Source organism: Chitinophaga flava (assembly GCF_003308995.1).
GTDB lineage: Bacteria > Bacteroidota > Bacteroidia > Chitinophagales > Chitinophagaceae > Chitinophaga > Chitinophaga flava.
The window spans coordinates 2,426,636-2,440,390 of the sequence record NZ_QFFJ01000002.1 but is presented as its reverse complement, the minus strand read 5'-3'; the positions used below and the strand labels follow the sequence as shown (position 1 = coordinate 2,440,390).

The following is a 13,755-nucleotide window of genomic DNA, read 5'->3' as shown; positions in this document are numbered from 1 at the left end:
AATAATCGTATAGTGTTTGGGGTTACAATCATAAAGTTTGTATCACCGCTTTAACAAATAATAGATAAAGATTATTCGTTTTATTTCATATACATAAAGTGAGTATTAACTTTTCAGTTCACTCGGCAGGTACCCAAAATGTTTTTTGAAGGCAGCCGTAAAGTGTTGCGGGTTTTTATAGCCCACTGTAAACGAGATATCCGCAATACTGTGTTTTCCTTCCAGCAGCAGCAGTTTAGCCTTCTCCATGCGTACCTGGTTCATATAGCCGAACACGGTATTCCCAAACATCTCCTTAAACCCCTTCTTCAGCTTAAAATCATTCAAACCGGCTCTGCCAGCAAGTTCTATCAGCGAACAAGGTTCCTGGATATTATCTTCAATCAGTTCCTTTACATACAGGATACGTTCGGCATCTCCCTTTCTCAGCACCGACCCGGGCACATCCTCTTTATACGCTTCCAGTTGTACCAGCTGCATCAGCAACAGTTCCGTTACTTTGGCTTCCAGGTATACCTTTCTCAACATCGCTGTATAAGGACAGTTCAGGATCTCATGAATAACGCTGCGCATCGCTGGCAAAATCGGCAGGCTCCGGCCTCCTGTTAATACCGGCTGGTTGTCCTGCAGCCCTTTGGCGAATATGCCCAAGGGACCCAGTTCCGGCCCCATCATCTTCTCCAGGAAAGGCCGCGTGAGTTTGATTTCCAGTGTATACCGCTGCCTGGCTTCATATGCCAGTTTTCCTTTTACTTCCGGGAAATAAAACAGCTGATGACAACCTTCATAGATGGCCACATCCCTGCTCCCTTTGTTTTTACTCGCATAGTCAGAAAATCCTTTTAATTCAAAATGCATTTTGAAGAAAGGAAAATCATGAGATACCTCCAGCGCTAAAGCCCTGTCATGATGAATATTACGATGCTCAATACAAACGCCGCTCAACAGGATTTCCCGGGTATCTCCCGTATAGCCTTCCAGGTTAGTCTGATATATAGTATCCCTCAATCCGCCGGCAGCAGCGAAGTTATCAGGAAACTCTCTGATGAATGTTAAATCCCTGAACTCACTACTTCTTAATACTGTCTTCATTTGTTCGTTTTCCTTTTGTCATGGTCCGGTCAACTCCGTATGGCGGCAGTAAATACTCCGGCTGGCGTTATACCTCCGTTTGCAGTCATTGTAACTTTGCCGACCATCATACAATTTTTACCAAACTTATTGCGGGTGGCAGATACAGCACGCTCAAAAAGGAAAAATTTCTTTTCAATAAAGGAATATTTCCTGCCGTGCTGCTATCACCTATGCTTCCATTGACTACTAACTGTTATAAGATGAAGATCAGATTGAACCTTTTATTATGTAGCTGCTTATTATTACTGACCCATCTCTTTTCCGACGCCTATGGACAGATCAGGCCCAAAGGCAGTATCTCCGGGATAGTGAAATCAAGTGACAACAAACCGGCTGAAAATATTATTGTAATACTCAAAGGCACGCATCGCGGCACCGTAACAGATCCGGAAGGGCATTATGCCTTCGACAACCTGGCTGCCGGCGACTATATGCTGGAAGTGTCCTTTGCCGGCTTAAAGCCTCAACAGGTACAGGTGACACTGCGTACAGGCGAAGACGTTATAATGGCTCCTGTTGTTCTGGAGGAAAACACCAAAAAACTTCAGGAAGTAGTGGTGGTAGGTGCTGTAGCGAAATTTGCCAAAAAACAAAGTGATGATGTAGCCCGTATGCCCCTGAAAAACCTGGAGAACCCGCAGGTATATACGGTAGTGCCCAAAGAACTGCTGCAGGAACAGATGGCTGTTGATTTCAGGAGTGCCCTGGCCACAGCGCCCGGTATCAGCAACGTCACCCTGGGCGTAGGTTCCGGCGGTGTAGGTCTGGGTATGCGTATGCGTGGTTTCAGCGGTTCCAATGCCGCCGGCGCCATCCGCAACGGCATGTCCACCAACTGGGTATCTATGAGCGATCCCGTTAACCTTGAAAGCATTGAAGTCATCAAAGGCCCTTCTGCTACACTGTTCGGCTCTACGCTGGTAACCTATGGAGGTCTTGTCAACAGAGTGACCAAAAAACCATTCGACTACTTCGGTGGCAACATCAGCTACACCACCGGCAGCTGGGGCCTGAGCCGTGCCACCATAGATATCAATACTCCGCTCAATGCAGAGAAAGGCATGTTGCTCAGAGTGAATGCCGCAGTAGATGTACAACGTACCTTCCAGGACTATGGCCGTAACAACACCCAGGTGATAGCTCCCGCCTTCACTTACAAGATCAATGACAGGCTGACACTGGACGTGGATTTCGAATACTTCCGTACCAAACGGAACTCCACCTATATCGGCCTCGGCAACCCCGGCCCGCTGAAAGCCAAAAGCCTGGATGATCTTAACTTCGACTTCAACTATTCCTATACCAATAACGAATTGCAGAGCGAAGCCAAAACCTTCAACGCATTTGCGAAAGCGACCTATCGCCTGTCGGACCAGTGGGTATCACAAACCCTCTTTTCCTATGCCAATACAGACAACAATACCAACTATCTGTTCCTGCTCATCAATACCGATTCCACCATGCAGCGCAGGCTCATGTATATACCCAGTATCTTCGGTGTAAACCATGTACAACAAAACTTCACCGGAGACTTCCACATCGGTAATATGCGGAACCGCCTGCTGGTAGGACTCGATTATTCGCAGTTCACCATCACAGACAACAGATGGCTTATTAACTTTTACGATACCGTAAAAATCAACAGGGCTCCCGCTTTCATCAACATGGAAAAATACCATCAGCGTATTGCCAACATGCCCGCACCCAGCACCGTCGCCAAAAAAAATCAGAAAACCTATAGCGTATATGCTTCCGATGTACTCAACATCACCTCCCGCCTGATTGCGATGGCCAGTGTACGGGTAGACCGCTTTGAAAGCGAATATGATGACTACCAGCAGACAGCAGTGTCTCCTAAGTTTGGCCTCATCTATCAGATCGTAAAGGATAAAGTCTCTCTGTTCGGAAACTATATGAATGGCTTCAGTAACGTACCTCCGGGAACCACTGCGGAAAAGCCACAGGAAAAAACCAGCTTCAAACCGGAACATGCCAACCAGCTTGAAGGTGGTATCAAAGTAGAACTGCTTAACGGTAAATTATCCGGTACTGCCAGTTACTATAACATCAAAGTGAAAGACAAACTGCGGCAGGACCCCAACAATCCCACTTACTCCATACAGGATGGAACCCAGGAGAGCAAAGGGTTTGAAGCAGACCTGATTGCCAATCCCCTAAAAGGACTACATATCATTTTCGGATATGGTTACAATGAAAGCCGGTTTACCAATGCTACCGCCAACATCAACGGCAAACGCCCGGCCTCCACACCTGCCAGCGTGGCCAATCTCTGGATCAGCTATACCGTTCCTTCCGGCCCGATGAAAGGATTGGGTGCTGGTTTCGGCGGTAACACACAAAGCGACTGTTTCCTCAACGATACCAATACCTTTACAGCCAATGGTTTCACCAAACTGGACGCCACCCTCTACTACGACCAGCCCAAATACAGACTGGGACTAAAGCTCAACAATATCACCAATCAAAAATACTGGACTACAGACTTCTGGGCCAATCAGCAACCTACCAGACATCTGCTGGCCAATGCAGTTTTCAAGTTCTGATTATTCCTTCATCCGGCATTGGGAGGTTTGTTGTGGTAAACAAACCTCCCAATGCAACCATCTTTTTAAAATAGTATGAACACACATCCCGGCAAAACAAAACGGCAATCATGGCTCTCCAGGCTGAACAGCTGGCTGCATCTATGGCTGGGCATCTCCTCAGGCATTGTTGTGATAGTGGTAGCCCTGACAGGAACACTGTTCGTATACTGTGATGATATCATTGATGCAATGGCCGGCAAAGCACGGTATATAACGGTAAAGAATGAACGAAAACTATCTCCGGAAGAACTGATCGCGGCTTTTAACCGGGAACATCCACAGCTGAAAGCCTTCAGCTTCCAGACCTATAAAGATCCTTCCCGGTCAGCCCGCATCGGGGCTGCCGACAAGGCAGGGCATTTCAGTTTCACCTGGATGGACCCCTACAGCGGCCAGTCACTCACTACCAGTGGCGCCTATTACTTTTTTTATGTGGTAGCTCACGTGCACAGCGGAGAAATGCCTTTCGGCAAAACGGGCAACCTCATTGTACAGATAGCCACCTGGATATTTCTGATAGAACTGATCACCGGTCTGATATTGTGGTGGCCCTCCAGATGGACACCTGCCACCCGTAAACAAAGTTTCAGGATCAAATGGAACGCCAGCTTCAAAAGAGTCAATTACGATCTGCATAATGTGCCTGGCTTCTATAGCCTGCTACCAGCCCTGATGCTAACCATCACCGGCCTGATTATTATCAACGATACCGTAAAATCGGCTACCCATCAGCTGCTGGGCAGTAAGCCCGATGCCTTTAAAACCATGCGCAGCAAAACACCTCCCTATGATAGTAGTAAACAGTTTGTGCCGCTCGTCAATATTGTAGATGATTTGCTCAAAGACCCTGCTACCAGGCAGGTACGTCTGTCCATCCCTAAAGACAGCGCCACCGCTGTACTGGCCATGGCAGGGCGGGAACTGGGCCTCAAAGCAATGGATGGCCGCATGCTGATGGTCAACCGCTACGACGGCCGTGAAATACCATTTCCCGAAACCATCCACCGCAGCCTGCGTATAGACGGTATGAACATGAATATTCATATAGGCTTCTGGGGTGGCTGGGTTGGAAAAATCATTACTACCATCGCGGGGCTTATCTGCGCAACCTTGCCCATCACCGGATTTCTGATATGGTGGGGCAGAAAAAAAAGTAAAAAGAACCAACGTACTGCTACATCTTCTTTCATCACTCATACAGCAAGTGTATCATGAAAAAAATATTTTTCTTTATGCTGTACCTGTGTACAGCCCTCTCCTGCCTTGCTCAGGAGCCTATCACCATCGGTAAAAAATATACACTGTCCTCTTCCATCCTTCAGGAGAAAAGGGAGTTTTGGGTATATCTCCCGCCGGATTATAATCATCCTGACTTTGCACCGGCCCGTTATCCGGTGGTATATCTGTTGGATGGTGACGCCAACTTCCATTCCTTCACAGGCCTGCAGGAGATACTGAGCAAAGGCCCTTATGCCAGTATTCCGCAAATGATTATCGTAGGTATTCTGAACACCGACCGTACCCGCGACCTCACTCCAACTGCCAGTGGGAGAAAAGCCTACTATGATAAAAAAAGCACGCTCTACCAGCAAAGTGGCGGCAACAGCCAGTTTATCGCTTTTCTGCAACAGGAGCTGCGTCCTTACATCGATTCGGCATACCGCACTTCCGGCTACAACATCCTGAATGGCCATTCCTTTGGCGGACTCACAGCAGCGAATATATTACTTCATCACACCCGTCTTTTTAATGCTTATATCATTATTGATCCCAGTCTCTGGTGGGATGAGCAGCTGATGCTGCGGCAAGGCGACAGTATTTTGCCGAAGAAAAATTTCTCCGGCACCAGCATTTATGTGGCCATGGCCCATAAAGAAATAGTGTCACAGGATACTGCCACCGACCATCCTACGGCCATTCGTGCATTCGAGCAACAGTTACAGCGAATTCAGCCTCCGGGACTGCGCTGGAAGTTCAGATATTATCCGGAAGATGATCACGGCACAGTTCCTCTCCCTGCTGAGTTTGATGGTTTGAAATTTATCTACAGCGGTCATCAGGTACATGTAAAACAGGCTACAGCAGATCCTTCCCTGATCACCAGACACTATGATACACTCTCAGCCAGGCTGGGGTTTCCCTGCAAACCGGCTGAGCATTACCTGAACTGGCTGGGCAACTACTGTATACGCATCGGCAAAATTGACAATGCTATCACGATTTTTGAAATGGCGGTCCGGTATTATCCGCAAAGCGGCCATGCCCGTTCAAGTCTGTCAGCGGCCATCAGTAAAAGGAAGGGAGGCTAATCGTTTCACAGGTATCTAAATTTTAATGCCTTTTCAGCAAAAAGGGTCATGATTATAGTAACTTGAGGAATATATAACCCTATAATCATAACCCTATGCGGATTTATACGATCCCTCGTCTTTACTGTCCATTTACGCAGTACCTCAAAACGTACTCCGACGAAATGACCATTGCCGAACATCAGATCCGGGAACACACCAGCACATGGCTTTTGCGCTGTGGTCTCGTGAATACCCCGGAAGAGCTGAACCACTACGAAGCACAACAGTTTGCAAGAATGATCGCTATCAGTTACCCCAATCGTGGGGTAGAAGATCTCAAGATCTGGTGTGATTTCAACACGCTGCTTTTTATTGTAGATGATATCCTGGATGAAGAGAAAAACACCCTGGATAAGCGGCAACAGGTGATCAGCTTTATTACTGATTTTATTACAGTGCTGGAGAACAACTCTTCCTCTTCCATAGAAGACAGTGCTATCTTCCGAGCTCTGAGCGATGTATGGCGAAGAATGCGGAAACGCACTACCTATGCCTTTCAGCAGATGTTCATACAATCCATCAGAGACATGTTTGCCGGAGGGATATGGGCTTATGACCATATCGCCAACGGCCGTAAACCCCAGCTGGCCGAATATCTGGAGAACCGGCAGTTTCTGGGTGCCGCCAACTTTGCCACTGATTCATTGCCCTTCAGCGCAGGAGTTTATGTTCCGGCAAACATTTACAAGTACCCTCCCATACAGCAGTTGACCATACACTGCCGCAATGCCATCTGTTTAGCCAACGACCTTTTCAGCCTTGGAAAAGAAAAAGAGTTTAATGCAGATTTTAATATTGTATCGATTCTGGAAAACACACGCGGGCTAACGGTGAATGAAGCGATCAAAGAAGCGGCCGTGATACACAACGCCGTTGTACGGGATTTTGTCAGGATCGCAAAATCAGTGTTGATCTTTGATACCGACACCAATAAAATGATCAGGAAATATATTGACGCTTTATGTTGTTTGATGGCGGGCAACATAGTATGGAGTACTGAAAACACAACGCGCTACCCACATCACTACGGTTACAGGACAAAAGTATATTGACAATCGGGGTTATCCGGAGAACCCGCTATTCCATCGCCCCTATTCTTGTATTCATCGCCTTTGCGGATATTGTCAGGACTGGATTGCGGTTCTTTGTCGGGATAAAATCATCCTGCCATGAAAAGAAACCGTAAGAAAGTCTTCGCATTATTGACCGGCTGTTTGTTCGCTACGACCAGTACAAGTGCGCAAAGATTCAGTAATACCGACAAATATCTGCAAGGGTACTACATTGACACCACAGGCTGCAGGATAGAAGGCTTCATTGCCATGGACGAAATAAGTCTGGAATCCTTTAATTTCAAAAAACAACTCGGAGGGAAAAAAGAACCGGTTAGTGTATCGCAATGCCGGTCCTTTTCCTTTGAGCAGCATGTATTTTGTACGATTACAGATATTACCATCAGGACCAGGTTATGGAGTTATCACTTTAACCGCGTATTTGCCGAACAGATGGCTGATGGCCCTATTCAGTTGTTCCGGCTTTATTTTAAACCGGGCAAGGTAGGATATATGCGTTATGTTTCCCTTGCCAGCCGGTTTGCTTCCGGCGATGCCGCCCAGGGTGCCGGCATGTTTCTGAATCAGAAGTATGTGAACTACTTCCTTAAAAAAACAAATGATACGAGTGGATATTGTTTTGTTGGTAAAAAACCGAAGCAGTTCAAAAAGGTACTGTCCGCTTATCTTAAAGACGATGACCAGCTGGTCCATAAAATCAATACCATCAGAGATTACAGCTTTAACAACATTGAATCGGTGATCCGGGAGTACAATCAGGACATCCGTAATAAATAGTTACTTTTACGGATCCGATCAAATAAGGCATTCAGGCAATGAAAAAAGTGATGCAGCATATCAGGTCATACGGAATCATATTGGTGATCGTTACCATGATTAATATCGTGTATAATTTCCCGGACTACAGCAGTGGCAGAACTGATTGGATCACAGAACTCGTCATGATTTTTATTATGACCAGCATAGGTTTCATCGGATTTAAGGGATTGAATCATTTTTTCCTACAGCATGTATTGAACTGGAATACCCGCACTGAAAAAAGTTTTCTGGTATTCATCCTGGTATCAGCATGTTTTGGTGCTCTGCTGGTATTCATTTTTATGAAACTGCAGGTAGCTATTTTTCATACCCCTCAGCCTTCTATCGACGCGTATATCAAAAACATGATATATTCGGCCCTGTTATTTCTTTTATTCACGCTCGGCGCTACATTTGGCAAATTTATCAATCACTGGAAACAGGGGATTGAAGCCGCTGCCAACGTGGAACAACTACTGGCCAGAAGCCAGCTGGAGTCTCTGAAAAATCAGGTCAATCCTCATTTTTTATTCAACGCGCTGAATACGCTTACGTCCCTGATACGGGAAGATGAAGACCAGGCGGTGAGTTTTGTTGGGCAGCTCTCCCGGATACTACGTTATGCACTCTCGCAGGAAACAAACGACACCGTATTAGTTCAAACTGAACTGAAGATAGCCGATGCATATATGAAAATCTGCCAGCAGCGCTTCAAGCAGAAGCTGGTTTTTGAGGTGACGATTTCTGATATGGTCATGCAACAATACATCCTCTCTCACAGTATACTGATGCTGCTGGAAAATGCGCTTAAACACAATGAGATCTCCCGCCAGCGGCCATTGGTCATTCTGATGTATGACAAAGAAGGTTATCTTTTTGTAGAGAACAATTATCAGCCCCGGCAATCAGCGGCGCCGTCCAATGGTATCGGGCTTAGCAACATTACCGGCCGCTATCGGTTACTCACCCATTTGCCGGTGCTCATTAGTTCGGACGAAGCCAGCTGGCGGGTAGGTATACCGGTGATGAATACACGTAATACATCAGATCTTTTGCCTGATAAAAAAGCAACCACATGGTAGTTTTAATTGTAGAAGACGAAACAGCCGCAGCCAGGCAATTGGGAAACATGCTCAGCAAACTGCGCCCCCGGTGGCAGATTGCCGGCATGACAGAAAGTATCTCCGAAACCGTACAATGGCTTACTAACAATCCTTTACCGGATATCATCCTGATGGATATTCAGCTTTCCGACGGTGAGTGCTTTGCCATCTTCGAACAGATTGAAATACACACACCGGTGATCTTCACAACGGCCTTCGATGAATATGCCATCAGGGCCTTTAAAGTGAACAGCATCGATTATCTGCTTAAACCAATCGAAGAAGAAGAGCTGGCCCAGGCGCTGGTCAAATATGAATCACTGCACCATATGCCATCCATGAATGCTCAGCTGACAAAACTGATGCAGCATTTAGCCAGCCCGGTAAATACCCGGGAGCGTATGCTGTTTCGCACACATAACGGAATCAAAAGCATTGAATGCAGTGACATCGCTTATATCAAAGCCCAGGACAAACATTTGTATGTTTATACTTTTAACGGAGAAATGAATATCACTGACCAGTCGCTGGATGAACTGGCGCAAAGTCTGTCTGCCCGCCTGTTTTTCAGGATCAACAGAAAATATCTTTGCCATATTAAAGCGCTGCAACAAATACGTATCCTTTCCAATAGCCGTGTGCATGTTATGCTCACACATTGCAAAGATGAAGATATATTTGTGAGCCAGTCCCGGATCAGTGATTTCCGCCAGTGGCTGGACACATAGGATTTTATCAGGCCATCACACAACCCGGTTCAATACCGCATCCCTTGCGGTCTTCATTGAACTTCATTTTCATAGTGCCCACCATGACACCATTGGAGCCAGCCTGGCTGAGGTATACTTCATGATTATTAACATTACGGAACACTTCAGTAGTTGAAATAATTTTCTGCTGATGTCCGCCGATTACAAAATCGATATGGGTAGATTCCATGGCTACATCGCGGTTGTCCGCGGTATTACCTGGCTGGCGGTATCCCAGATGCGAGAGACAGATGACGATCTGGCAACCTTGTTCCTTTTTAAGGCGTATGGCCATTTCGTTGGCCGCCTGTACCGGAGGAAGGCAGGTAACACCGCTGCTGGCAGGCAATGCATGGCCTACGCCGGTGATACCGATTTTTAACGATCCCGCATATACGATTTTATAAGGAGCTACCTGACGGGCCAGTGACTTATCTGAAAAATGGTAATTACAGTTGACTAAATTAAACTGCATATGGGGTATCAGTGCAGCCAGGGCAGCCTGTCCGTTGGCCAGTTCCTTGTTGCCGATGGTAGCGGCATGATAGCCGGCTTTGTTCATAGCGGCGATCATTTTCATATGTGCATCCACGTTAGCAGTATCATCCAGGAAGTCGCCGGCATCCAGGAATACGCCCTGTGCGTTTGCCGGGCGCAGGTCTGTTATTTGTCCGTGCAGGTCATTGGTATGCCATATCATAATTTCTCTGTTATCACCGGGAAGCCAGGTGGCATTACTGTTGATAGTGGCCAGAGAGCGGAAGGGGTTTTGCAATAACAACAAGCCTGTTGCCAGGGAAGTATTGCGCAGAAAGGAGCGACGATCTTTGTTCATAAGTTATAGGGGAGTGAAGAGTATCGGGGGTAAAGATAATTTTTTTTATGAATTTAATACAAGACTTGATAAAATTATAATACTTTTGCCCAAGTTCATCCCATGTGCGCGTTTACCTACTACTGTCCCGTTTATACACTAATGATTTTAATAAATAGATGTCAACTCCCTTTATAACAGAGATTTCTATTGTTGCATTTAATTTTGCCCCGAAAGGGTATGCATTATGCAATGGACAACTACTCCCCATTAACCAGAATCAGGCTTTGTTTTCTTTATTAGGCACCACTTATGGTGGTAATGGCCAAACAACTTTCGGTTTACCTAATCTGCAAGGCCGGATAGCCATGCATATGGGGAATGGCCATACACTGGGAGAAGTCTCAGGCAGTGCCTATAATACGCTCACGCCCAATCAGATTATGGCGCATTCACACGCCATAACAGCCGATATGCAGATACAAACCGGCACCACTGCAGACACTCCTTCTCCTGCCAATGCCTTTGCCGCACCTGCTGCCAATGGCAGCCCGCGGTACAGCAATCAGGCAGATGATAAAATGTCGGCTATACCTATTAATCAGCTGCAGGTTGACCCTTCGGTCCCTTTCATGACTGAAAACAATGTCACACAGGGCTTTCCCGTTGAAAACAGGATGCCATACCTCTGCCTGAATTTTATTATCGCGCTTCAGGGTGTTTTCCCTTCACAGACTTAATTTATCCCTATATGTCAGCAGACGATTCCTTTGTCGCACAAATCATCATAGTGCCATTTAACTTCCCACCTATAGGTTTTGCCATGTGTGATGGCCAGATCATGCCGATTTCGGGGAATACAGCCCTCTTTTCACTGCTAGGAACCACCTACGGTGGCAACGGGCTAACCAATTTCGGATTGCCCAACCTTCAGGGAAGAATACCGATCGGTGCCGGCGCGGGGCCAGGCATAACGAACCGGGACCTGGGAGAAACGGGAGGCGTGGAACAAGTTACTTTAACGGCTAATGAAATTCCTCCGCACACGCACCTTGTCAAAGAGGTTCCGCTATCATTGCCTGCCGGCGATGCTGTTAACACCTACAATCCGGTAGGGAGCTATCATGGTGCAGCTGCATCAGACAAGTTGTATAGTACCACAGCCGGGACTAACGTAACGGCAAAGCTGCAGCATAATCTGAATGCAGCCCCGGGGCCAACGGCTCCGGTCAATAACCTGCAGCCGTATATGACCATCAACTATGCGATCGCATTACGAGGAGTATTTCCTCCCCGCACCTGATAACTGATAAAATACAGACAATGCAGCCTTTTATAGGAGAAATAAGAATATTTGCCGGCAACTTTGAGCCGGCAGGATGGGCGTTCTGCTGGGGACAACTCCTCAACATTTCGGATAATGATCCGCTGTTTCGGCTAATTGGTAACACTTATGGTGGTGACGGTATCTCAACATTTGCACTACCAGACCTGCGGGGCCGGGTTCCCCTGCACATGGGCACACTAGGCAACGAAACCTATACCATCGGAGATTCCGGAGGACTGGAAAAGGTAACGATTACAACCAACCAGCTTCCTGCTCATAAACATACTATTGCAGGCAATGTATACATGCCTACCCTGGGTGAAAATCCAGGTAAGCTGTTGTCTCCTGATAATAACTACACCGCCATTACCAGCGGGCAACAGGTATACAGCACCAACCCGCACCCCACCAACCATATGGCCCCCTTAAAGGTCAGCCCGCGGGTAGCCAATACTGCTCCAACACCTAATACCTTCATGCAGGTAGAATATGGTGGTGGTGGCCAGCCCAAAGAGAATATGCAGCCTTATACCGCGGTTAATTATATCATCTCGCTGTACGGCATCTTTCCTTACCCATTCTGATTTTGCAGCCATGAAGATAGGAGCACTATTACCAAGATCAACCTTTCACTTGTTGTTACAGCACGATTTCCTGGCTGGCACAGAAGCTTACCTCCAATACCGGCAAACAGGCGCGGAGCTGGTCAGCGGGCAGATTAAATATGGTACCGATGCGAATGTGGTGATGCTGGAAGCAGAACGGCTGTTGCTGGAACAACAGGTAGATATACTGCTGGTATATGCAGACCAGGACTCGTTGAAACAAATTGCCGATCTGGCCAAAGCGCTCAACAAACTGGTGATACTGGTACACAACGGTGCCAAGTATATGCACGAATGGGAACCGCATCCCGCCGTGCTTTCCCATACCCTGAACAATACCGTTCATTGCAGACTTACCGGCGAATACGCTGCCACAAAGGCTGCCAGTGCTGCCGTCTGCACTTCGTTTTATGATGGGGGATACTCACACTGTCACGCTATGACACAAACGTATGCCGACAAAGGAGGCAGCGTAGCCTACAATTTTATCAGCCAATATAAAGTCAGCGAGTTTAACAGCGCACCATTACAGGAATTTCTGAGATCTAACGCCGACGTACAAACGTTGCTCGCATTATTCAACGGCGATCTGGCACATTGTTTCCTGCAACAGTTGCAACACGCCGGCATCAGCCCCCTTCGTATCTTCGGAAGCCCTATGTTACTGGACGAAACACTCCCGTTAACACATGGCCCGCTGCAGCTGCCTTTCCAGCTCTGTGGTTATGTTCCCTGGACACCAGTGATTGATAGTGAAGCCAATACCTTGTTTAAAACACAATACCTTCAGCATACCGGCCGCGAAGCCAACATCCCTGCCCTGCACGGCTGGGACACCGGTATCATCCTGGAACATATCCTGCGCACCGCAGACACCCATCACTTCAAGGCCAGAAATATACTGGAAATGATGAAAGAGGTAACACTGGACAGTCCGCGGGGCTCGTTACAGATGGACACAGCTACTCATCACATGATAGGACCATCCTGGCTGATACAGATGAATGAACAGTTTGAACCTCAGATTATAGGGAGCATTGATAATACCCTGCATACCTGGCAGGAAATAGTGAATACGAAACTTCAGGGCGCATCTTCCGGCTGGATCAACACCTATCTCTGCGCCTGATACAGGGCAGAGAGGGTTTTCAAATAAACACCGCATCCTGATACAGGATGTAATAATGATATATTC

General features: G+C 47.0%; 13 protein-coding genes. 11 read left to right on the top strand and 2 right to left on the bottom strand.

Annotation, left to right across the window (positions count from 1 at the left end):
- Positions 1–105 precede the first annotated feature (105 nt).
- Complete coding sequence (locus DF182_RS25960) at positions 106–1,092, bottom strand: helix-turn-helix transcriptional regulator (protein WP_113618671.1); 987 nt, start codon at positions 1,090–1,092, stop codon at positions 106–108.
- A 242-nt stretch (positions 1,093–1,334) separates the two neighbouring features.
- Here DF182_RS25960 and DF182_RS25955 point away from each other — a divergent pair, with 242 nt between their 5' ends.
- From DF182_RS25955 to DF182_RS25925, 7 genes are all read left to right on the top strand, one after another.
- Positions 1,335–3,698 carry a TonB-dependent receptor gene (locus DF182_RS25955; RefSeq protein WP_113619735.1) on the top strand — a complete coding sequence of 788 codons (2,364 nt, stop codon included), beginning with the start codon at positions 1,335–1,337 and terminating at the stop codon, positions 3,696–3,698.
- Positions 3,699–3,773: 75 nt separating this feature from the next.
- Positions 3,774–4,955, top strand: a complete 1,182-nt coding sequence (locus tag DF182_RS25950) for a PepSY-associated TM helix domain-containing protein (protein ID WP_113618670.1) — start codon at positions 3,774–3,776, stop codon at positions 4,953–4,955.
- Complete coding sequence (locus DF182_RS25945) at positions 4,952–6,049, top strand: alpha/beta hydrolase (RefSeq protein WP_113618669.1); 1,098 nt, start codon at positions 4,952–4,954, stop codon at positions 6,047–6,049. Before DF182_RS25950 ends, DF182_RS25945 begins: the two co-directional genes overlap by 4 nt.
- A 95-nt stretch (positions 6,050–6,144) precedes the next feature.
- Entirely contained in the window at positions 6,145–7,143 is a 999-nt protein-coding gene (locus DF182_RS25940; protein ID WP_147243550.1) for a terpene synthase family protein, read from the top strand.
- 117 nt (positions 7,144–7,260) lie between these two features.
- Positions 7,261–7,941 carry a hypothetical protein gene (locus tag DF182_RS25935; RefSeq protein ID WP_113618667.1) on the top strand — a complete coding sequence of 227 codons (681 nt, stop codon included), beginning with the start codon at positions 7,261–7,263 and terminating at the stop codon, positions 7,939–7,941.
- 38 nt (positions 7,942–7,979) lie between these two features.
- Positions 7,980–9,044 (top strand): sensor histidine kinase, encoded by a 1,065-nt coding sequence (locus DF182_RS25930; RefSeq protein WP_113618666.1) that lies wholly within the window; start codon positions 7,980–7,982, stop codon positions 9,042–9,044.
- The gene (locus DF182_RS25925; protein ID WP_113618665.1) at positions 9,038–9,793 is read left to right on the top strand and encodes a LytR/AlgR family response regulator transcription factor; all 756 of its coding nucleotides are present in this window, start codon (positions 9,038–9,040) and stop codon (positions 9,791–9,793) included. The genes DF182_RS25930 and DF182_RS25925 overlap by 7 nt, the downstream gene beginning before the upstream one ends.
- Before the next feature lie 7 nt (positions 9,794–9,800).
- On the opposite strand, the gene DF182_RS25920 is transcribed toward DF182_RS25925, so the two are convergent.
- Positions 9,801–10,649 (bottom strand): metallophosphoesterase, encoded by an 849-nt coding sequence (locus tag DF182_RS25920; RefSeq protein WP_113618664.1) that lies wholly within the window; start codon positions 10,647–10,649, stop codon positions 9,801–9,803.
- A 158-nt stretch (positions 10,650–10,807) separates the two neighbouring features.
- Here DF182_RS25920 and DF182_RS25915 point away from each other — a divergent pair, with 158 nt between their 5' ends.
- The 4 genes from DF182_RS25915 to DF182_RS25900 are packed head-to-tail and all read left to right on the top strand — an operon-like array spanning position 10,808 to position 13,689.
- Positions 10,808–11,368: a phage tail protein gene (locus DF182_RS25915; protein WP_113618663.1), complete on the top strand. Its 561-nt coding sequence runs from the start codon at positions 10,808–10,810 to the stop codon at positions 11,366–11,368.
- Positions 11,369–11,379: 11 nt separating this feature from the next.
- Positions 11,380–11,931 (top strand): phage tail protein, encoded by a 552-nt coding sequence (locus tag DF182_RS25910; protein ID WP_113618662.1) that lies wholly within the window; start codon positions 11,380–11,382, stop codon positions 11,929–11,931.
- Between the two features lie 20 nt (positions 11,932–11,951).
- Positions 11,952–12,539, top strand: coding sequence for a phage tail protein (locus DF182_RS25905; protein ID WP_113618661.1), 588 nt, complete (start codon positions 11,952–11,954; stop codon positions 12,537–12,539).
- Positions 12,540–12,549: 10 nt separating this feature from the next.
- Entirely contained in the window at positions 12,550–13,689 is a 1,140-nt protein-coding gene (locus DF182_RS25900) for an ABC transporter substrate-binding protein (RefSeq protein ID WP_161964270.1), read from the top strand.
- Positions 13,690–13,755: the final 66 nt, after the last annotated feature.

What these genes read in the sequence shown, in the direction of transcription:
- DF182_RS25960 (WP_113618671.1), bottom strand. Translation starts at nt 1,092, where the DNA reads ATGAAGACAGTATTAAGAAGTAGTGAGTTCAGGGATTTAACATTCATC.
- DF182_RS25955 (WP_113619735.1), top strand. Translation starts at nt 1,335, where the DNA reads ATGAAGATCAGATTGAACCTTTTATTATGTAGCTGCTTATTATTACTG.
- DF182_RS25950 (WP_113618670.1), top strand. Translation starts at nt 3,774, where the DNA reads ATGAACACACATCCCGGCAAAACAAAACGGCAATCATGGCTCTCCAGG.
- DF182_RS25945 (WP_113618669.1), top strand. Translation starts at nt 4,952, where the DNA reads ATGAAAAAAATATTTTTCTTTATGCTGTACCTGTGTACAGCCCTCTCC.
- DF182_RS25940 (WP_147243550.1), top strand. Translation starts at nt 6,145, where the DNA reads ATGCGGATTTATACGATCCCTCGTCTTTACTGTCCATTTACGCAGTAC.
- DF182_RS25935 (WP_113618667.1), top strand. Translation starts at nt 7,261, where the DNA reads ATGAAAAGAAACCGTAAGAAAGTCTTCGCATTATTGACCGGCTGTTTG.
- DF182_RS25930 (WP_113618666.1), top strand. Translation starts at nt 7,980, where the DNA reads ATGAAAAAAGTGATGCAGCATATCAGGTCATACGGAATCATATTGGTG.
- DF182_RS25925 (WP_113618665.1), top strand. Translation starts at nt 9,038, where the DNA reads ATGGTAGTTTTAATTGTAGAAGACGAAACAGCCGCAGCCAGGCAATTG.
- DF182_RS25920 (WP_113618664.1), bottom strand. Translation starts at nt 10,649, where the DNA reads ATGAACAAAGATCGTCGCTCCTTTCTGCGCAATACTTCCCTGGCAACA.
- DF182_RS25915 (WP_113618663.1), top strand. Translation starts at nt 10,808, where the DNA reads ATGTCAACTCCCTTTATAACAGAGATTTCTATTGTTGCATTTAATTTT.
- DF182_RS25910 (WP_113618662.1), top strand. Translation starts at nt 11,380, where the DNA reads ATGTCAGCAGACGATTCCTTTGTCGCACAAATCATCATAGTGCCATTT.
- DF182_RS25905 (WP_113618661.1), top strand. Translation starts at nt 11,952, where the DNA reads ATGCAGCCTTTTATAGGAGAAATAAGAATATTTGCCGGCAACTTTGAG.
- DF182_RS25900 (WP_161964270.1), top strand. Translation starts at nt 12,550, where the DNA reads ATGAAGATAGGAGCACTATTACCAAGATCAACCTTTCACTTGTTGTTA.